Annotated in this window: 18 protein-coding genes; 4 read left to right on the top strand and 14 right to left on the bottom strand. The window is 61.2% G+C overall.

The genetic code is table 11. The annotated features are described in order from the left end of the window. Positions 1-40: 40 nt before the first annotated feature. A complete protein-coding gene (locus tag RCF49_RS19025) occupies positions 41-430 on the bottom strand; it encodes a hypothetical protein (RefSeq protein ID WP_342641360.1) in 390 nt (129 codons plus the stop codon). Positions 431-454: 24 nt separating this feature from the next. Beyond that, the gene (locus RCF49_RS19020; protein WP_342641359.1) at positions 455-1318 is read right to left on the bottom strand and encodes an amidohydrolase family protein; all 864 of its coding nucleotides are present in this window, start codon (positions 1316-1318) and stop codon (positions 455-457) included. Between the two features lie 286 nt (positions 1319-1604). Between RCF49_RS19020 and RCF49_RS19015 the strand changes: the two genes are divergently transcribed. The 4 genes from RCF49_RS19015 to RCF49_RS19000 are packed head-to-tail and all read left to right on the top strand — an operon-like array spanning position 1605 to position 5471. After that, positions 1605-2705 carry an ABC transporter substrate-binding protein gene (locus RCF49_RS19015; RefSeq protein ID WP_342641358.1) on the top strand — a complete coding sequence of 367 codons (1101 nt, stop codon included), beginning with the start codon at positions 1605-1607 and terminating at the stop codon, positions 2703-2705. Between the two features lie 2 nt (positions 2706-2707). Next, positions 2708-3802 carry an ABC transporter ATP-binding protein gene (locus RCF49_RS19010; RefSeq protein WP_342641357.1) on the top strand — a complete coding sequence of 365 codons (1095 nt, stop codon included), beginning with the start codon at positions 2708-2710 and terminating at the stop codon, positions 3800-3802. Then, positions 3802-4653, top strand: coding sequence for an ABC transporter permease (locus tag RCF49_RS19005; RefSeq protein WP_342641356.1), 852 nt, complete (start codon positions 3802-3804; stop codon positions 4651-4653). Before RCF49_RS19010 ends, RCF49_RS19005 begins: the two co-directional genes overlap by 1 nt. Then, complete coding sequence (locus RCF49_RS19000) at positions 4650-5471, top strand: ABC transporter permease (RefSeq protein WP_342641355.1); 822 nt, start codon at positions 4650-4652, stop codon at positions 5469-5471. Before RCF49_RS19005 ends, RCF49_RS19000 begins: the two co-directional genes overlap by 4 nt. A gap of 5 nt (positions 5472-5476) precedes the next feature. Here RCF49_RS19000 and RCF49_RS18995 read toward each other — a convergent pair whose 3' ends face one another. From RCF49_RS18995 to RCF49_RS18940, 12 genes are all read right to left on the bottom strand, one after another. Beyond that, positions 5477-6493 (bottom strand): hydantoinase B/oxoprolinase family protein, encoded by a 1017-nt coding sequence (locus RCF49_RS18995; RefSeq protein ID WP_342641354.1) that lies wholly within the window; start codon positions 6491-6493, stop codon positions 5477-5479. Beyond that, on the bottom strand, positions 6477-8510 hold the full coding sequence (locus RCF49_RS18990; protein ID WP_342641353.1) for a hydantoinase/oxoprolinase family protein: 2034 nt from the start codon (positions 8508-8510) through the stop codon (positions 6477-6479). The genes RCF49_RS18995 and RCF49_RS18990 overlap by 17 nt, the downstream gene beginning before the upstream one ends. Positions 8511-8516: 6 nt before the next feature. Next, complete coding sequence (locus tag RCF49_RS18985) at positions 8517-10166, bottom strand: hydantoinase B/oxoprolinase family protein (RefSeq protein ID WP_342641352.1); 1650 nt, start codon at positions 10164-10166, stop codon at positions 8517-8519. A 9-nt stretch (positions 10167-10175) separates the two neighbouring features. Next, complete coding sequence (locus RCF49_RS18980) at positions 10176-10598, bottom strand: hotdog fold domain-containing protein (RefSeq protein ID WP_342641351.1); 423 nt, start codon at positions 10596-10598, stop codon at positions 10176-10178. A gap of 12 nt (positions 10599-10610) precedes the next feature. After that, positions 10611-12248: a hydantoinase B/oxoprolinase family protein gene (locus RCF49_RS18975; protein WP_342641350.1), complete on the bottom strand. Its 1638-nt coding sequence runs from the start codon at positions 12246-12248 to the stop codon at positions 10611-10613. After that, entirely contained in the window at positions 12245-14284 is a 2040-nt protein-coding gene (locus RCF49_RS18970; protein WP_342641349.1) for a hydantoinase/oxoprolinase family protein, read from the bottom strand. The genes RCF49_RS18975 and RCF49_RS18970 overlap by 4 nt, the downstream gene beginning before the upstream one ends. A gap of 1 nt (position 14285) precedes the next feature. Further along, positions 14286-15077 (bottom strand): ABC transporter ATP-binding protein, encoded by a 792-nt coding sequence (locus RCF49_RS18965; protein ID WP_342641348.1) that lies wholly within the window; start codon positions 15075-15077, stop codon positions 14286-14288. Then, positions 15074-16069, bottom strand: coding sequence for a branched-chain amino acid ABC transporter permease (locus RCF49_RS18960; RefSeq protein WP_342641347.1), 996 nt, complete (start codon positions 16067-16069; stop codon positions 15074-15076). The genes RCF49_RS18965 and RCF49_RS18960 overlap by 4 nt, the downstream gene beginning before the upstream one ends. Then, the gene (locus tag RCF49_RS18955) at positions 16066-16938 is read right to left on the bottom strand and encodes a branched-chain amino acid ABC transporter permease (protein WP_342641346.1); all 873 of its coding nucleotides are present in this window, start codon (positions 16936-16938) and stop codon (positions 16066-16068) included. The genes RCF49_RS18960 and RCF49_RS18955 overlap by 4 nt, the downstream gene beginning before the upstream one ends. A gap of 23 nt (positions 16939-16961) precedes the next feature. Beyond that, entirely contained in the window at positions 16962-18107 is a 1146-nt protein-coding gene (locus RCF49_RS18950; protein ID WP_342641345.1) for an ABC transporter substrate-binding protein, read from the bottom strand. 47 nt (positions 18108-18154) lie between these two features. Continuing rightward, on the bottom strand, positions 18155-18862 hold the full coding sequence (locus RCF49_RS18945) for an ABC transporter ATP-binding protein (protein ID WP_432807415.1): 708 nt from the start codon (positions 18860-18862) through the stop codon (positions 18155-18157). Positions 18863-18951: 89 nt separating this feature from the next. Next, positions 18952-20598, bottom strand: a complete 1647-nt coding sequence (locus RCF49_RS18940; protein ID WP_342641343.1) for a class I adenylate-forming enzyme family protein — start codon at positions 20596-20598, stop codon at positions 18952-18954. Positions 20599-20614 lie beyond the last annotated feature (16 nt).

Genomic DNA, 20614 nt, shown 5'->3' with positions numbered 1-20614 from the left:
ATGACCACCGAGAATGGGCGGGGTGACGCGCGAGACCGTTTCAAGCCTCGCGTGGCTTGACGGACACGAGAACAGCACGAGCGATCAGCTCGGGCGGATCGCAGATTACAGAGGGGTCGCCGTCCTTCTCGGGAGCCGCGATATGCCGATAAGCGGCAAGCTTTACGCGCTTCGATCGCCGGCCACGGGAGATGACTTCGGCGGTGAACTCCACATAGTCGCCAACCCTGCACGGGAGCAAAAATTCAGCACTCTCATATGCCGCGAGCAAGCTCGGTCTGCCTCCATTTTCTCGTAGGCCGATCTCGGTTGAGCAATCGGCAAACAGCCTCAGAATGGTGGCTGCGGGTATCAGATGTTCCCGGTAATGGGTGTCCTGATTACCAAGACGCACCCGGAGCATCGAGCGATCGTCACTGTCTGCCGCCATGGCGTCTCCTCGCAGTCCTCTCTGCTATTTCAACATGCGCTCGAGGAGCGCCTCGGCGTTACCACGGACATATTTCTCGAGGACGATCGGCTTCAGGTCCAGCAGCGGCAACTCTTCGAACAGACGATCGTGCCGGATCATCGGCCAGTCGGTCCCGAGCAGGATGCGGTCCTGCAATTGGGTGTTCATGAAGTGCCGCATAGGATGCCAGCCGCCATCGGCAGAGGCGAGATAGCGCGGCGCGATTGCGCCGAACTCGAGATAAACGTTGCGGTGCTTCCAGGCGACGGCGATCATTTCCGTCGGCCATGGCCAGCCGCCATGCAAGCAAATCAGGATGAGATCTGGAAAATGACAAGCGATCTCATCGACATAACTGGGATGGCCATGGCGGATAGGGCTGGTGGTGGTGAAGTTCACCCCGACATGCAACCCCACGGGCATGCCAAGCTCGGCCGCCTTGGCGATGAGCGGATAACACCGCTTGTCGGCAAGATCGATATTGTAGAAGTCCGGAACAAGCGAGAGACCGCGCAGACCCAGCTCGTGGTAGCAGCGATCGATCTCCCGGACGCCTTCCATGATGTTTCGCGGGTCGGCTGAACAAAAGCCGGCGAGAAACAGGGATCGATCCCTGGCAATTGTCTCAGCGACCCTGTCGTTCCAGTCACGCGTGCTGCCGGAAGTCGGCTCGGAATGGATGAGGGCGCGGATCCCGTGACGACGCATATCCGCCTGGAGGCTTTCGAAACTCACTCCCTTTTTGTAGTCCGCGCCATAGACGGCTCGGTAACCAGCGAGCCCGGCGCTGGAGGGTGGCTCCGGCTCATCCTCGCGCCAACGCCATGGCGGTTGTATTCGAAAATCGATGGCTCCCCGAAAATCCATTATCTTGTCCCGGCCCACTCGCTCGTTCATGAAACAAATTTTCTAGACCATTAGCAACAGAAACATACGCGCCGCAGTCACGCCTGCAGCACTATGGACTCGGTTCACGAAACAATCTGTTCGCGAAATGCTAACTTGATCGTTTTGTTTTTTCGCGTAGTCTGATCGGCACCGTTCGGCAGAGCCCGAGCCAATAAGGAGCAAACTGCACCGCGCACTGACATCCGTTCTTTGAAGGACGGCACCCGCGTCTGTGCAGATTTGACACTGATCAATGGAGGTGGGGATGATGCAAAAGGCAATGACCAAGGGGAGTTACGCTTACAGGGCATCGCTTGCGGCCGGTGCCCTGGTGTTTAGCGGAGCGCTTTTGGCGGCGGCTGTGGCCGTCCCGGCCTCGGCGCAATCCGAGCCGCCGAAGCCCGAGCAGATTGTCATCAATGATTCCGGTGGCGATATGCAGAGCGCCATGCGGCGCATCTTCTATTCCGAATTCGAGAAGCGCTACGGGATCCGCATCGTGAATACGAGCCCCCTCGATCTCGGTAAGCTTCGCGCGATGGTCAATTCGGGGAATATCGACTGGGCCGTCACCGAGCTGACCGGAGAGGATGCAGTTCAGGCTGAGAAAGCCGGCCTCCTCGAGCCGCTGGATCATAAGATCATAGACTTCTCCGCCTATCCTGAAAACCTCCGCGACCGTAAGTACATCTTCCCAAAGTCGGTCTATTCTACGGTCATTGCTTATAATACCGACGTGTTCAAGGGCGACAATCATCCAAAGTCGTGGGCCGATTTCTTCGATGTCGAGAAGTTTCCCGGCATGCGATCCATGCAGAACACACCGATCGAGAACCTCGAATTCGCGCTCCTCGCGGATGGCGTGCCGGCTGACAAGCTTTATCCCCTCGACGTGGACCGCGCCTTCCGGAAGCTCGACACCATCAAGAAGCATGTCGCGGTGTGGTGGACGACAGGCGCCCAGTCGGCTCAGGTGCTCGTCGATAAGGAAGTCGATATGGGCACTGCCTGGAATGGCCGGGTCTGGTCGCTCATGAAGGAGAATGCTCCGGTCGCCATCGAGTGGAACCAGGGCGCCATCAAGGAGTCTGCTTTCGGTATCCCCGCCGGTGCGCCTAATGCCTATTGGGGCCAAAAGTTCCTTGCGCTGGCCGCGGAGGCCAAGCTGCAAGGCGTCTATGCGGAAGTAATCGGCTATCCCGGCCTCAATCTCGACGCCCTGCAGTTCACCGACCCCAAGGTTGCACCGTTCCTTCCGACCTATCCTGACCATCTGAAAAAGCAGTTCTGGACCAATATCGCCTGGTGGAGCGAGAATGGTGCTGCCATCAAGGAACGTTGGTCCCGCTGGGTCTTGGAGAACTAAGATTGAAACCCGCTTCCCTTCCGGCATCGGCCATTGGCGATGCAGCCCGGGAACTCAATCTGCAGGGCATCGGGCGGCAGTTCGGGTCCGTCATCGCCTTGCGGAAGGTCGATCTGACCGTGCGGGCCGGAGAGCTGCTGACAATTCTCGGCCCCAGCGGTTCGGGTAAAACAACCCTGCTTAACATCATCGCCGGCTTCCAGTACCCCGATCAGGGCCGTATCCTGCTCGGGGGACAGGACATCACCGGCGTGCCGCCGTCCGGGCGCGATATCGGCATGGTCTTCCAGCACTATGCACTGTTTCCCCACCTGACTGTGGCGAGGAACGTTGCATTCCCATTAGAAATGCGGAAGCGGCCCACCTCGGAGATCCGCAAGCGCGTGGCGGATGCACTTCGTCTGGTGGCGCTCGAGACTTATGGCGATCGCCTACCGCGTGAGCTGTCCGGCGGACAGCAACAGCGGGTCGCTCTGGCACGGGCGGTCGTCTTCCAGCCGCGACTGCTCCTGCTGGATGAGCCTCTCGGCGCGCTCGACCGCAAACTGCGTGAGCAAATGCAGCTCGAGATCAAGCATCTGCAGCAGCGTCTCGGCCTCACCGCGGTGTTCGTGACTCATGACCAGGAGGAGGCGCTCATGCTTTCCGATCGGATCGCGGTCATGAATGAAGGTGAGATAGCCCAGCTCGGCACGCCGGAAGAAATCTATGGTAGGCCAGCCAATCGCTTCGTCGCTGAATTCATCGGCGAATCTAACCTGTTCCCCGCCCGACAGGACGGCATGGATGCCGCGATCCTGTCCGATGGCACACGCCTGCTCTGCGATGTCTCCCGGTGGCCCGAAAATGCCAGTGTGCTTATCCGCCCGGAGCGGCCTCGCCTCTTGCGCAATGGTGATCAGAGGGATAACCAATTTACCGCCACCGTGCTCGAGACGATCTATCTCGGCGAGTCCGTAAGATTGCGACTCCAGACCGAGCAAGGGCCCGCGCTTCTCGTGCGCTGGCAAATGCGCGACTTGGGCAAGGTCCCCGCCGCCGGCGAGCGCATCCGGTTGGGCTTTGACCGCAATGATGTGCAGGTGGTGGGGGCATAATGACGATGGCGGTAATGGGGGCGCCGCATCGCAAGGGATTGTTCCCTAAATGGCGCAATCGAGGGATCGGCACCGGTGCGCCAGCCTTCCTGCTCATCCTGGCGCTCTTTGCATTGCCTGTCTTCGGTTTTCTTTTCGTAGGGGTGCAAGAGGGGATCGGCCCTCTGCAGCGCGCCCTCACCGATGGGCTCTATGCCAAAGTCCTTGGGGATACACTGCTTCTCGGCGTCTATGTCACGCTGATCAGCTTCGTACTCGGTTATCCCTTGGCCTATGTCCTCACCATCATGCCACCGCGCTGGGCGGTGATCGGCTTTGGTTTTCTCCTGCTCCCCTTCTGGACGAGCCTCTTGGTTCGCACCTATGCCTGGATGGTTCTGCTCGGGCGCAATGGCATCATCAATCAGGCATTGATGGGACTCGGGCTCATCGACACGCCCCTGCAGCTGTTGAACAATCTCGGCGGGGTGCTCATCGGCATGGTGCATGTGCTCCTGCCCTATATGGTTTTCCCGCTTTATGACGTCATGCGCCGCATTAACCCGGCCTTGCTTCAGGCGGCGGATGGCCTTGGCGCATCGCGCTTCCAGGCGTTCTACCGGATCTATTTTCCGCTCACCCTCCCCGGGGTTCTGGCGGGCTGCATCCTCGTTTTCGTGCTGTCGATCGGCTTTTATATTACCCCAGCCCTGCTCGGCGGCGGCCGCGTAGCCACCATGGCGCTGATGATCGAGCGGCAGGTGCGCGAGTTCCTCGACTGGGAATTCGCTGCTGCTTTGTCGCTCGTGCTTCTTGCAACTACCCTGTTGGTGTCTCTTGGACTGAACCGTCTGCTCAGGAGCCGGCTGTGAACGAGATCATCACCCGGAGACGCCGGCGGCCCGGTCAACCCAGCTGGGGAAGAGCCCTCCTCTATCTCTATGCGGGCCTGGTGTTTGCCTTTCTGATGGTGCCGCTGCTGATCGTCTTCCCCATCTCGTTCAGCTCTGCGTCCTATCTCCAGTTTCCACCGCCCGGTTTCTCGCTGCGATGGTATGAGGCCTATTTCCAGGACTACTCCTGGCTCGATTCCACTTATCGGAGCCTCAAAATCGCCGCGGCCACAACGGTGCTCGCGACAGTGCTCGGCACGATGATGGCCTTCAGCCTGGTGCGCGGCCGCTACCCGGGCCGTGAGACCATCAATCAGCTGTCCATGACCCCGCTGCTGGTCCCGACGATCATCTATTCGGTGGCAATCTACGGCTTGTTCTCGCAATTGCGCCTTATCGGGGACTGGCGCGGCATCGTGCTGGCCCACACGGTGCTCGCCATCCCTTATGTGGTGATCATCGTCTCGGCCTCGCTGAAGACGGTCGATCCGCGTTTGGAGCAGGCGGCCATGGGTCTCGGCGCAAGCCGGCTAAAGGCAGTCTGGCGCGTCACACTGCCGATCATCAGGCCGGCGCTCGTGTCGGCAATGTTCCTCGCGTTCGTCTCTTCATTCGACGAACTCGTTGTCGCGATGTTCCTGGGCGGGGCCAACATGACGCTGCCAAAGAAGATGTTCGACAACATCATGAACGAAATCGACCCCACGATCGCGGCTGTCTCCGTAATGCAGGTGCTGCTGGTCTGTGTCGCCCTCGGGCTGTCCTACCGTTTCGGCTCTGGTGCAAGGCCGGTTTAGGATGGTCACTCCCCGAGGAATTGGCGCCGATCGAGTGTCGCGACACGGCCCAAAGCGTGTACGGTCGCTTGATAGGACAGGAACGCGGCCCACGCTACGCCCTGCACGGCGGCGGGATAGGTTGCGTTGAATCTGGATTTCTCAGGCACCTCGAGGTTGACGCACTCACTCAAGGCCCAAGGACGAATGTCGACGGCCTCGGCGAGCGCAACAAGGATGCCAGCCCGGACGGCCGCGAGGGACGCGTTGCGGCCTTCTCGATCTATGGGGGTGTAATCGGCACTAACGCGGATCTGGTTGCCGATACAGGCGAATTTGAGTTGCAGCGTCTCGCCGGACGGATCACGCGCCTCGCCCAATTCTGCCAGCGCCAGTGTCCTCGCCGCCGCCTCTGCTGCATGCGCCGTATCGCGGCTCCGTTGCGCGATGGCTTCAACGCCGTCGATGCGAATGCCCGCAACGGCAGCGGCCAGGGCATTCAGCGCGGGAATAGCCAGCTCAGGGTTGCGGATGTTGGCAGCCAGATAATTTTCAAGCATTTCCGGCACGTGACCCTTCTCCAGGGGGAAACGCAGGCCGGAAAGCCGGACGCCCTGATGCATGATCTCGCGGCCGAAGGTGAAGATGTCATCCCGCATCGCGCCAATGTCGTCCAGCCGGAGCGCACCACCGGCCAAGGCAGCCAGCCGATCTTGAACGAAGATGGGCGCCAGCATCACGATCGTGCCAAGATCAAGCCCGCCCAAATAGGGATCGTTGCTGAGATAAAGCTCGCCATCCGCCCAGTCGCTTTTCCCGAAACGCGCCACAGCTGCGCGTGCCACACCTTCCAGCACACTGGCGAATATCGGCAGATCCTCGTGCTGCGCGAGCACGTTCCCTTCCGCTGAGACCAGTCCCATGCATAACGGCCAGGTTGCCGCAGGCTTCGGGCATTTCTCGAGAAAGGCGGAGCGCATAACGAGTGGAAGGTCAGTGACAGATGAGCTGGTCACGCTCATCGGACTATTCGGCTGCGTCATGGGCTTTCCTCAGCAGCAATGTTCCCATCTCATGTACGGCGAGATCCCAGCCGGGCGGAATGAATGTCGTGGCGAAGTGATCCTCAACGATCGCCGGGCCCGAACAGGTGAAACCAGCCGGAAGTTCCGGCCGCCAGAGGAACTGCGCCTGCCGGACCCTTCCTCCGAAGAAGATCTCGCCGGCTTCCACCGACGGTGCTTTCCCCTTCGGCTTGGGCGCGAGATCGATGCGGCCGGCTGGTTTGCGCGCCACAAGCCGCAGATTAACAATCTGTGCCCGCTTCTCGGGAAAGCTGTGTCCGAAGCGCTCTTCGTAAAGCGCGTGGAACTTCGCGATCCAGCCGTTGGGTGCGGCGGTGTTGATTAATCCATCCGCGATCGGAACGTTGAGTTCCGAGGCTTGCCCGCGGTAGCGGATATCGATACTGGGAGTGATCAGAATGTCACTTGTGTCGAGCCCATAACGGCCGAATTCCGACCGCGCGGCGTCCTCCAATGACGCGAAGGTCGATGCCAGCACATCGAGATCTATCCGATCTTCATCCACCGGGTGGGATTTCACGAGATCCAGTGTGAAATCGCTGGCGAGCAGGCCGAGGGCGGAGAGCACGCCCTGATGCTCGGGCACAACGACGGTATCGATCATCAGTTCTTCCGCGACCTCGCAGGCATGGAGCCCACCCGCTCCGCCGAATGCGAGGATCGCAAAATCGCGGGGATTGTGACCGCGCTCGATCGAGATCAAGCGAATGGTCTCTGTCATGTTCGCATTGGCGATCCGGCGAATTCCTTCTGCGACGTCGAGGGTCGGCAGGCTTAGGGCTTGCGCGAGCGTCTCCACCGCCTCGCGTGCGAGATCCAGCCGAAGCTCGAGATTGCCACCGAAGAATCGGTGGGGGCGAAGAATGCCCATCAATGCCGTCGCATCGGTAGTGGTCGGTTCGGTTCCGCCCCGGCCATAGCAGCAAGGACCTGGATCGGCACCAGCGCTTCGCGGCCCAACGCGGAGATAACCGGCAGGGTCCACGGCAGCGATCGATCCGCCGCCCGCACCCACCACCTGAATATCAAATGTGGGCGCCCGCACCGGCAGTCCATCCACCTTGTTGTCATAGGAGAGGGTCGCTTGGAGATCGCGCACCAGGCACACATCCGTGCTGGTGCCCCCCATATCCAAGGTGATGAAGTCGCGGACGCCCGCAAGACCGCCCATGAAGACGGCGCCCACGACCCCAGCGGCAGGCCCCGACAGCACCACATTGACAGCCTTCTCGCGGGCCGCCTCGATGGGAATAATGCCGCCTGAGGACTGCATGATCTGAATGTTGCCCTCGAGCCCGTTCTCACGCATCAGCCGCTGGACATCGCCCATATAGCCAGCGACCACGGGCCGCAAATATGCGCTCATGACGGTGGTGCTGGCGCGCTCATATTCGCGGTATTCGGGATTGATGACGGACGAGAGGCTGACCTGAAGGCCGGGGAACCGGTCCCTCAGCCAGGATTCCAGTGCCAGTTCGTGATCGGCATTCAGATAGCTGTGGAGCAGGCAAATGGCGATGGACGAGATGCCGTCGCGCTCCACCAGCCGCTCAATCTCGGTCTCCAGCCGCGCGTCCAGAGCCAATGGCGTTACGACCTGCCCCGCCGCATCGAGCCTTTCGCGCACCTCAATGGACCATTGTCGCGGTACTAGCGGTACTGGCGATGTGTAGTGCATGTCGAAGATGTCTGACTTCTCGTGCCGCTGGATTTCGAGAATGTCGCGGTGGCCTTCGGTGACCAGCAGTGCAGTCAGTGCGCCCTTACGCTCGATCACCGCATTCGTTGCCACTGTCGAGCCGTGCACGAGGCTCTTGACGCCCGATGCGTCGGGCCGCCAGCGCAGCAAGGCATCGAGAGCCCCCAGGGCAGGGTTTGATGGCGTGCTGAGCGCCTTGGCCGACTCGATCTCACCATTGTCCGAGACGGCAATCAGATCCGTGAACGTGCCGCCGATTTCGATTCCAACCCGCATCGCCCCTCACATCGCCGGTTCTGCAACGGCCACCAGCCCCGAAACTCGGTCCGCAAGCGAGGCGCTTTCCGCCCGCTCACTGGCCAGTCCGTATCCGCCGCCGCCGCCACCGACCATCCGCAGTCGATCACCCGCCTTGAGCATGAAGCCTGTCTTAGAGGAGAGCGGAATGAGCTCGTTCCCGCGCTCCACCTCAATGCGGCCCGGCAAGCCGTTCTCGCCTCCCAGAGCGCCCGGCGCTCCATATTTGAACCGGTCGGTGAAAACGGTGACGAGAACATTGTCCTCGAGAACGTCATATTCCCGGACCTCGCCGGCCCCGCCGCGCCATTTTCCGGCGCCAGCGGAGTTCGGCTCGAGACCATAGCTGCGGATCCGCAAAAACGGGAATTGCCGCTCGACATATTCGGTCGGCGCGTTGGAGCAATTGCTCAACGGGAAAGGCAAGGCGCTCGGCCCGTCGCTGCCATTGCGCCCTCCCCAGCCGCCGGAAAGCACCTCGACGAAAATGTCGAAGCGGCCCTCACGCATGCGGCTGATGGCAAGGCAGATGGAGGAATTAAAGCCGGTCGCCATGACCCGCTCGGGAATTGCCTTTTGCAAGGCGTCCATGACTGCATCATAGACGCGGTAAGCGGTAATGATCCGGCCGTGGACACTGGCCGGCGGCACCGGGTTCAGGAACGACCCTTCGGGAACGCGCACCTCGATCGGGCGCACAGCGCCGGCATTGTGCCACATCTCTATGCCCGCCCCGAGAACCTGGCGAATGATGGTCCAGACGGCACCCAGGGTCGATGAGAGGTTCGCATTCATCATGCAGGGGCGCTGATCATCCGTTCCCGCGAAGTCGATGATGAGCTTGCCGCCGGTCTTCGTCAGCCGCGTCCGGACCACCATCGGCGGCCCACCAATGCCATCATCATCGAGCCAGGCGCTGCCCTCCACGTCGAAATCATCCATGGCCTCCAGCGTCGCCGTCATGACGCTTTCAGAGGCCGCGACCAGCGATGTCATGGTCGAGCAGATCGTCTCGACGCCATAGCGCTTCGCCAGGGACTGCAATCGGCTCCGTCCAGAGAACAAGGCAACGAGCTGGGCATTCAGATCGCCCATGGTCTCGTCGGGCACGCGCACATTCGCGGTGATGAGCTGTTCGAAAAGCGCGGGAAACCGACCCTTCTCGAGCCGCATCCGCGTTGGCGGTATGATCTTGCCTTCCTCATAGATTTCTGAGGCATGCGGAAGGATGCCCGGGGCAGCGCCACCTACGTCGATATGATGGGCGATCGAGCCGACAAAAGCGATGCGTTTGCCCTCGGCAAAGACCGGCATGAAAAGCGCAATGTCGTTGAGATGATGACAGCCGCGATAGGGATCGTTGGTGACCAGCACGGTATCTTCGGTCATCTGATCCGGATCGAACCGCTGCAAGCATGCACCAATGGCCGTCGTCATCGCGCTGAGCAGGATCGGGATATGATCGGGCTGGGCAATGAGCACGCCATTGGCATCGAACAGGGCCGTCGACATGTCCTTTGCCTCGCGCACGATCGAGGAAAAGGCATTGCGCAGGAGGTTGATCCCCATCTCTTCGGCAACAGCGTGCAAGGCACGGCCGATGATCTGCTGGTCGACGATACTGGGCGCGGTCATGTCGAGGCCTCAGCTGTCTGCCCGCAGCGCGACCGGCGTGGTGCGCTGAAACTCGATGGGGGTCACCGTCACCCCCTCAGCTTTTGCGATGAGAATGGGAGTTTCGAGAACCTCGCCATGGGAGGGCTCAGTGCCAATTCCGAAGGTCCGCGCGACGCACCAGCATTCATACTGGCGCTTGCGGGACGTTCGCCCGACCGAGACGAGCTTCGCCGTCACCTTGAGGTAGTCGCCCTCGTAGGCGGGAGCGAGGAACTCCACCTTGTCCATGGCGCGCATGAAACCACCGTCGCCATCGAGCAGATAGGCGAGCTTCGTGCCAGCCATCCCGAACAGCTCGACAATGGTTCCGAGCGACACGACGTGGTTCGAATAGTGGCTGTCGACGCGGATTTCGATGCTGGCCTCATAGGCGCTCAGATCCGTGGTCACGGTGCTCCTCCCTCAACAGTAGCCATTGCGCTTGTCGGTCTCGCGCGCGTTTCGGTCCCGCTTGGCGGGATCGCCCCAGCCACCGCCGCCAGGTGTACGCAGATGAGCGCCATCCCCGGCCTTCACCCGAAACCGGTCGATCTTTGTCAAATGGGCGGGTGTGATTGCCTCTCCCGCCGCATAGAACGTGTGCCGCGCCGGCAAGCCAGCCTCGCCACCCTGGAGCCCGTAGGGACCGCGCGCGCCCCGATCGCCGACCAGCGTGATCGTGGCTTCGCCATCACGGAGGGTGAATGCGACCTCGACCCCGAGCCCGCCGCGGAATTGTCCATCGCCCGCCGAGCCTTCGCGGACCTCATACCGGCTGAACAGGATCGGCACGGTCTGCTCCAGGACTTCGAGCGAGCTGTTCCGAGATGAGGAGACGAGCGTTGACCCGTTCGTCAGTCCGTCGCCGTCACCATGCCCACCATAGCCGCCGCCAAAGAAGAAGACGGTCGCGTAACGGCCCCTGCTGGGCGAAAGGCCCCCGATTCCGATATTCGTCCCCGTGCCGAAGGCGCAAGCCGGCACCTTGTCCGGGATCGCTTGGGCCAGCGCCCCCATCACGACACCGATTAACCGTTGGGTCGTCTCGGTGGTGCAGCCGCTACAGGAGCTCGGCGGCTCCGGATTGAGCATCGAGCCCCGCGGCACGATGATATGAAAAGGCACGAAGCAGCCGGAATTGATCGGCACGTCCCAGAACACATGGTTCATGGCGATCATGAGCCCGGTGACCGTACAACTGATCGGGCTGTTGAAAGGCCCCCGGCAAGCTTTCGAGCTCCCTGACAGATCGAAAGTGATCTCCGAACCCTTCACCGTCATGACCAGATCGATCAGCAACTCGCCCTCTTCCACTCCGTCACTGTCGAGCACGTCGGAGAAGTGATATGTGCCGTCTGGAATACTCTCGATATGGGAACGCATAAGCGCTTCCGAGCGCCGCTTCAGCTCCACAGTGGCACCAAGGACGGTGTCCTTGCCATGCATGGCGATGAGCTCGTCCAGCCGCTTGACGCCAATGTCCAGCGCGTTGATCTGAGCCGCCATGTCACCATAGCGGTCTTCGCTCACCCGCATGTTGAGCAGCATGACCTCGAGCAGGCCCTGGTTCAGCTCGCCACCATCGTAGATCTTCACCGGGGGAAGCCGCAGGCCTTCCTGGTAGATCTCGGTCGCGACCGGCGTGAAGCCGCCGGGGGTCATTCCGCCGACATCCGGCCAGTGACCGGTATTGGCCAGGAAGAAGACGACTTTGCCGTCGTGAAAGTAGGGGCGCACAAATTTTACATCCATGGTGTGCGTGCCGCCCATATAGGGGTCGTTGATCACATAGACGTCGCCCGGCTTCATGCTGGCCGGATCGTGGCGCTTAATCACCTCTTGGACGGTGTGCTGCATCACGGTCGTGAACAGAAGGATGCCGGTGGTGCCTTGAACGATCACCTCCCCTGTCACCCCGTCATAGATGCCGCTCGCCCGGTCCCAGGCGTCCGCGATCACCGGGGAGATGGCGGAGGCAGCGATGACGGCATCCATTTCTTCCGCGATTTGATCGAGGCCGCCCTTGATGACGGCCAGGGTCACGGGATCGATCTCGCTCATGACGCTGCCTCGACTATGATGTTCAGGCTATCGTGGACCACCGCCCGGAAGCCGGGCTCGACGAAGGTCGTGGCATCCGGCTGGGACAAGATCGCGGGTCCTGCGACCGATGCTCCACGCGGCAAGGCAAAGCGGTCAAAGACGGACGCTTCGTGCCACTGGCCGTCGAAGAAGACCGGCTGCGTTTTGGTCGGTTTGACCTCTGAAGCGGAATCTGGCGCCTCAATCAACTCGGACAGGCGCGGTGGTCGATGGGCGCTGGACACGGTCAGCCGCACATTGACCAGGATCACGCCCGACCGGTCGAGCAGCACACTGAAGCGTTCACGGTAGGCGGCATCGAAAGCATTGCGGATCGCCTCCCGCGTCAGCGGCATGTCCTCGGGGAAGGCCACCTGTATCGTATGCGTCTGCCCACGATAGGCCATATCCGCACCGAGCCGGACCTGCACGTCCTTGTCCTCGACGCCCTCCTCGGCAAGCAATGTATGCCCTTCCCGCTCGTAAGCCTCGTAAACCTCGCGCAGGCTTGCGGGGTCGAGCGCGGCCAGATCGTAATTCACGGTCCGCACGAAGTCGTGCCGGAGCTGACCCAGCAGGCATCCGAGCGCAGATGTAATCCCGGGGAAATAGGGGATTATTGCGCGCGCCAGCCCCACTTGCCGCAGAATGCGGTTTGCAAAGAGGGGGCCAGCGCCGCCGAAGGCCACCAGCGAGAAGGCGCGAGGATCATGACCACGCTCCACAAGGCGCCGGCGTAAATGGCCCGAGACCTTGTGACCGCCGACTGTCAGAATTGCCTCGGCTGCCGCCAGAGTGTCGAGCTTGAGTGGTCCGCCCACCTTTTCGTCGATCGCCTTGCGCGACAATTCCGGGTTCATTTGACGGCCATGTTTTTGGCCAATCGCCGTCTCCGGGTCGAGCAATCCCGTCACCAAGGCTGCATCGGTGATGGTTGGCTGCGTGCCCCGGCCATAGCAAGCAGGTCCAGGATCAGAGCCCGCGCTTTCCGGCCCGATCTGCAGGATGCCGGTCTTGTCGATCCATGCAAGACTGCCACCTCCGGCGCCCACGGCATCGATGTCGAGCATCGGGGTGGCCAGGGGAATGCCGAATTCCAGCGCCTTTTGCTGGGTGAGCGAAGGCTGGCCGCCGCGTATGAGGCAGATATCGAGGCTCGTGCCCCCGACATCGGCCGAGACGACATCCTTCAGCCCCATCTCGTGGGCAATGGCGGCCGCCGCGGTCGCCCCGCCGGCAGGGCCGGAAAGGATCGTGTTCGCGGCGAGCCTTGGCGCCACCTCAGCGCTCATCAACCCGCCGTTGGACTGCACGATCAAAAGGTCGCGCTTATAGCCATATTGCTGCAGCCTGTCGGTGAGGCGCCGGAAGTAGCGAGACAGCAAGGGCTGAACATAGCCGCTCACCACGGTGGTGCTGGTGCGCTCGAACTCACGGATGGCGGGCAGAATCTGGGAGCTGACCGCGATATAATCGTTCGGCCAGAACTCCTTCACTGCCTCATAGGCCGCGCGCTCGTTACCGGGATTTGCATAGGCGTTCATGAAGCAGATCACCAGGACTTCAGCACCATCGGCCAGCAGTCCCTCCGCAACCTCTCGGACCTGAGATGGATCGACCGCGTGCAGGATCTCGCCCTCGGCGCTGACGCGCTCCTTGACCTCTCGCCGAAAGGATCGCTCGATAAGCGGCTGAAAGGTGCCGGTGAGGCCGAATGTGTGCGGCCGATCGCGACGCCGCAGTTCCAGCACGTCACGGAACCCCTCGGTGGTGATGAGACCACAGCGGGCGCCTTTGCGCTCGATCACCGCGTTCGTGGCCACCGTCGTGCCGTGGATGACGAGGTCTACATCCGCGAGCGCAATCCCGAGCTCCTGGGTGCCGTTAAACAGACCCTCCGCCTGGTTTTCAGGCGTGGTCGGAACTTTCGCCACCGAGACACGTCCCGCTGCCTCGTCGATATAGATCAGATCCGTGTGCGTGCCGCCGATGTCGACACTCAAAAATCGTGACATATCAATGTGAACCCTCTTCGAGCCTGTTGCGGGCAGATTTGCCGAGATAGGCCTCGATTACCTTTTCATTGCTCTGAATATCCTTCGGCGTGCCTTCCGCTATGGTCTTGCCGAAACTCATCACGGTGAGGTCGTGACAAAGGCCCATCACGAAGGGCATATCGTGCTCAACAAGCAGCACGGTCACACCGGACGCGACAATTTCGCGGATGAGGATTTCGATCTGTTTTGTCTCAACCGGATTGATGCCGGCCGCCACCTCGTCCAGCAACAACAGCTTCGGTTCGAGCGCCAATGCGCGGCCGATCTCCAATTGGCGCCTGTGGCCATAGGAGAGATTACGGGCGAGCGTCATTGCCTGATCCTTCAGCCCCACGCGTTCGAGAATGGTCCAAGCCTTCTCGCGATTGCGGCGCTCCTCGCCCCATTTGGTGGGGCCGCGGAACATACTTCCCACCAACCCGATCTCGCCGTGGATGAAGCGGCCGGCCAGCACCGTCTCCAGTGCTGTCATGTCTTCGAAGAGCCGCGGCGTCTGGAAGGTTCGCGCGATCCCCAGCTTTGCCCGTTTATGAGAGGGAAGCCGGCTGATGTTTTTTCCTTCGAAGAGGATCTGGCCCGCGGATGGATAGTAATTGCCGGTGATCAGGTTGAACGCGGTGGTCTTGCCCGCGCCATTGGGGCCGATCAAACCATGGGCAGTGCCTTGCTCGACGCGTAGGGTCAGGCCGTCCGCGGCCATGACGCCGCCGAAGTTGTGATAGAGATCACGGATTTCGAGGAGGAGGCTCATGCGGCCTCCTGCACAGGCTGGAGCTCCTTGGCCCGGAACCGGTCGAAAAGAGCTTTACCGGTGCCCGCAATGCCTCTGGGCAGGAGCGTCATCGAGACGATCAGCAGGAGCCCATAGACCAGCATTTTGTACTCGGCCAAATCACGCAGATATTCCGGAATGATGATCAACAGGGCTGTCCCGATCACCGCCCCGGCCAGGCTGCCATGACCGCCGATGGTGATCATGATGAGCAGGACCAGGCTTTCATGCCAGGTGAAGTTTTCCGGGCTAACATATTGGTAGATGTGCGGGATCAAGGCGCCGGCCCAACCGGCCGCGATACACCCGAGGGTGATCACCGCCATCTTGTAGCGCTCCACGGGAATGCCAATGCTTCGCGCCGCGATCTCGTTCTGGCCCAGGGCCTGAAAGGCCCGTCCTACCCGGCTGTTTGTCATTCGCAGGAATAGGAGATAGGTGATGGTGAGAAAGGAGGCGGCGATCGCGAACATTCCGCTCGGCGCGCTGAAGTCGACGCCCAGGATTTCCAGCGGCGGGATGCCGCTGATGCCGAAGGACCCGCCGGTGACGGATTTCCAGTTATGCATCAGCTGGTAGCAGATGATGCCGAAGCCGAAGGTCGCGATCTTGAAATAGACGCCGGACAAGCGGATCAGCTGGGCCATGAGCAGGCCGAAGAAGCCTGCGAGGAGCGCCGCGCCGATTGAGGCGATAAGGAAGGGTAAGCCCAGTTCCTTCTCGAGGAGTGCTCCGGTATAGGCGCCTATGCCCACGAAGGCGATATGACCAAGGGAAAGCTGGCCGGCCAAGCCCACCATGATCTGCAGCCCCAGGGCTGCAACCGCATAGCAGGCGATGATCGCACCCAGATACAGCCAGAAGCCTCCGAGTGCATAAGGGAGGATCCAAACACATCCAAGGACCAGAGCAGCCAGCAGCCATTGCTGGCGGGGGCGCGCGTCGGCCGGGATCGGAGTGGGCGGGCTCATTTGGCGATTCCTTTCCCAATCAGGCCGTTGGGGCGGAGAAGCAGCACCAGGATCATGACGGCGAAGGCGACACTGTCCTGGTATTCGGGCGCCAGGAGCTGGCCGCCCACCATCTCGGCCACGCCAAGGCCGACCCCACCGACGACCGCCCCGGCGATGCTTCCGAACCCGCCCATGACCGCCGCTGCAAAGGCTTTGATGCCGACCGCCCCCATGTCAAAGGAGACATAGATGATCGGGGCATAAAGCACGCCGGCAGCGGCTCCGATAGCTGATGCAATGGCGAAGGAAAAGGACGAGGCGAAGCCCGCCTCGACCCCCATGAGCTGCGCCGTTTTCCTGTCCTCGGCCACGGCCCGCAAGGCCAATCCCGTCCAGGATCTGGTGAAGAACCATTGCAGGGCGATCAGCAGCAGCACCATGAAGGCGAGGATGTAGAAATACATCGTCGGCAAGGGATAGCCGGCAAGACGGGTGATATCGTGGGCGAGCGGAATCTGGTAGACGACCGGGTTGGCGCCCCAGATCAACCGCGCGCCGTTGCTCAGCACCATGCCGATCCCGAGCGTCAGCAGCACGAGATAGATGTCACTGGCGCCGCGCCGTATGGCAGGACGGAACGCGATCCGCTCCAGTATCGCGCCCAGCACGGCAGTTCCCACGCAGGCGATCACGAGCACTGCCAAGAACGGCATGCCCGGCATCGCAGTCAGAACGGAATAACCGAAGAAGGCTCCGATCATCATGAACTCTGCCTGGGCGAAGTTCACAAGACCCATGGCGCGATAGATCATGCTGAAGCCGATCGCTACCAGGCCGTAGATGCAGCCGATCGCAATTCCGCTAAAGAGCTGTGCCAGCAACGACATGGGTCTTCCCCCGTTCCCAGCCCTTACTCGACCAACATGTCGAGGACCGGCTTGCCGTCCTTAAGCTGGATGAAGGGGAGCGGCCGTTTCACATCGCCATTTTCGGTGATGGTGGTCTTACCCGTGACGCCATCGAAATCCTTCGTGGCGTAAATCGCGTCACGTACTGATTCTCGGCTGAGCTCGCCGCTCTCCTTTGCACGCCGGATGGCGTCGGCAACGAGGTAGACCGCGTCATAGCCCATGCCTTCATACTGGCTCGGCGCCTTGCCGGTCCGCTTCGTCCAGGCCTCGACGAATTCCGCCGCCTTCGGGCTGTCGATCGAACCCGGGAGGTAATAGGTGGCTCCATAGGCGCCCTCGGCCGCGGGGCCGGCAATCTCCTTGAACTGAGGGATCGCGGGAGCGGTATTGTTGAAATACGGCTTGTCTATACCAAGCTCAGCCATCTGTTTTACGAGAAGACCAGTATCCGTGTAGAAGCCGCTGATGACGATGAAATCCGGATTGGCCTTCTGCACCTCGGCCAATATCGGCTTGAATTCCTTCGTCTGAGGGTCGTAGGCGACATTGTCTATGATTTCGATCCCCTCCTTCTTCAGGCCTGCGGCGATCGAATTGCCCAGCGACTGTCCGTAACTGTCGTTGCGCGAAAGCATATAGACCGTCTTCGGTGAATGCTTCTGCTTCAGCCAGCGCGCGATCGCGTCGCCCCACAAATCGGTGCTGAGGCAGGTGCGCGCGAACCACTTGTTGCCTACTTGCGTGAGGCTCGAATCCTGGGCGAGCGAAGAGAGAACCGGAACCTGCAGCGGCCGGGTCGCCTCCGTCACCGCCTGGGTCTCGGCGCTGGTGTGGCCACCGATGATCAGCAGAACGTCATCGCTCAGCACCATACGCCGCGCAGCTTGAGCAGCCTGGGCGGGATTGGCAGCGGAATCGGCGGGGACCAGAACGAGCTTGTCGTCGCCCAGCGTTCCGCTTGCGTTGATCTCCTCCACAGCCACTCGTGCAGCCTGCAACGGCTCGGTGCCGTAGACTGCCACCGGACCTGATAGCGGCCCTACAAATCCAATCTTGATGTCCTCCGCCCGTACCGTGGCGGAGAGGCCGAGGAACGATACGACACTTGCACCAAGCAGCAGCCGATAGAGCTTTGACTTCGACATAGTCTCCCTCCTCACTTCCCCAGGCAGCCTTTGCCGCCAGTCTCTTTTTAGTGTGTGCCGCCGAGATAAGCGGCGCGTATGCCTTCACTGTTGCGGAGCTCGGCCGATGTGCCCTCCATCACAATTCGGCCCCGTTCCATGACATAGGCCCTCTGCGAGACCTCGAGGGCTGCGTGGGCGTTCTGCTCGACGAGCAGGATCGTCACTTGCGCTGCGGCCAGCTTGGCGACCGTTTCAAAGACCATATCCACCAGGATTGGCGCGAGCCCCATGGATGGCTCGTCAAGCAACAGCAGCTTCGGCTTCGCCATCAATGCGCGGCTGATCGCCAGCATTTGCTGCTCGCCGCCGGACAGGGTGCCACCCGCTTGGTTCTGACGCTCGGCCAGCCGCGGAAACATCTCGAACGCGCTTTCGATTTCGGCTTTGCGAAATGCTCTCCTGCGCGAGTAGGCCCCCATCAGAAGATTTTCCTTCACCGTCAGCTGAGGGAAAATGCTGCGTCCCTCTGGCACGGTGGCGATACCGGCCCGCACGATCGCCGGCGGTGATTTGCCCTGAATCTCCTGGCCATTGAAAACCACCCTGCCCTGACCCGGCTTCAGCTCCCCAGAGATCGTGCGGATTGTGGTCGTCTTGCCGGCGCCGTTGCTGCCCAGCAGACAGACGACCTCACCCTCGTTGATCGTCAGACTGACGCCAAGCAGCACATCACTGCGGAGATAACCTGCATTCACTCCTGACAGTCTGAGCAGCTCCTTGGACATCGTCTCCTCGGTGCCGAGCCTATCCCGGCCAATGGAAAGCTTCCCAACTTGCCCCTGCTCTGTGTGGGCAGAAGGCGTCAGGTCCAGCGGTTCTCCACGAAGTCAAACGTGGCGCTAGGACTTGCCTCCTCCTCCCGCGCCAGGATCTGCTTGGCGATCTTCTCTGAGGGAGTCTTGGGCAGCGGCCCCCGATAAGCGAGGTAGCGCGGCACCTTGAACTTCGCGAGCTTCTGTGAGCAAAAGTCGAAGATCTGCTTCGGCGGGACGTCGTCGGGGGTAAAACCGTCACGCAAAACGATATATGCCTTGACCTCTTCACCGCGGGTCTCGTCGGGCACTGGCACCGCGGCAGCCTCAATGATTTCAGGCGCCGAGCGGAGAACCGCCTCAACCTCGGCGGCGGCTATGTTCTCGCCGGCCCGGCGGATCATGTCCTTGAGTCGCCCGACAATGTAATAAAAGCCTTCCTCGTCACGTCGAGCCAGATCGCCGGTGCGGAACCAGCCATCGTCGAAGGCCGCAGCGGTGGCCGCGGGCTTATTGTGATAGCCAAGCAGAATACCGGGCCCTCTGATCTGCAGTTCGCCGGCCTCGTTCGGCCCGAGCACGCGACCATCGGGTGCCACGATTCTCGCTTCCCGGAATGGGCTTGGGCGGCCGCACGATCCAGACCCCACCATGTGTGTCGCCTCGATGGGCATGAACATGCCCGACCCGATTTCGGTCATGCCGAAGGCCTCGCGCGCGATGAAGTCGAAGCGCTGTTCCAGTGCCTCATGTGTCTCGCGGCTCAGACCATAGACATTGACCCGAATGATCTCATTATCGGCGTCGTTGGGTTCCGGCGGGCGCTTGTAGACGATCTCCGGAAAGAGAGTGAAATGGATGCGGTAATCCCGAACCCACTGCATGAAGCGGCTCGCGCTCTGCCTTCGCGCGACAAACAGTGTTCCGCGATGGAGGAAGGCCATCAGCAGAAGCCACTGGGGATCCATGTAGAAGAAGGGTACGGCAGCAAGGATGTTCTTATAGCTGCGCCCATCGCGGAACGCGTTCACCGTGCCGGTGGTCACCCAGTATCGATGGGTCAGCAGACAGCCCTTCGGCATGCCGGTGGTGCCGGAGGTATATTGGATGTTCAAAAGCTGATCACGGTCGATGGTGTGGAGCGCCGGCAGCTCCATCGAGGCGTCTTCCCCACAGGCCAGAACCTCTGTCCAGGAATGCCGACCGATGCCGGGCTCGCCGACAACGATCGTGCGATTATCAGCGGGGCGTCCTTCGCCGATTGGGATCTCCGCGATCGTGCCAATCACCTCCTCATCAGCGCATAGCCACTCGGCACCGGCGTCGCCGAGCACATAGGCCACTTCGCGGCTGGTGTAGCGGATGTTCAGTGGGATCATCACCGCACCGAGGCGGCTCAGAGCCAGCCAAGTGATTGGGAAGGCGGCAATGTTGGGGAGCATCACTCCGACACGTGTTCCCGCACCAATACCGAGCGCGGACAATCCACGTGCGAGTGCATGGACCTTGCCCTGCAACTCGGCATAGGTCAGGGCAACGCCTTGCTCGAAGAAGTTCACGGCCAGGACGTCGGGTGCCGCCGCGGCTGCCTCCTCGAGGACCGTCGGCACATTCAACGGCAGAGGTTTGGATTCGATCAGCCTGATCCGCTCCTCAACCGGAGTTACGCTCTGCGCAAGGACTTCTTCTCTGGTCATGCCCACTCGCATTCGT

This window comes from Rhodoligotrophos sp. CJ14 (assembly GCF_038811545.1).
GTDB classification, from domain to species: domain Bacteria; phylum Pseudomonadota; class Alphaproteobacteria; order Rhizobiales; family Im1; genus Rhodoligotrophos; species Rhodoligotrophos ferricapiens.
This window is presented reverse-complemented; position numbering and strand designations above follow the sequence as displayed.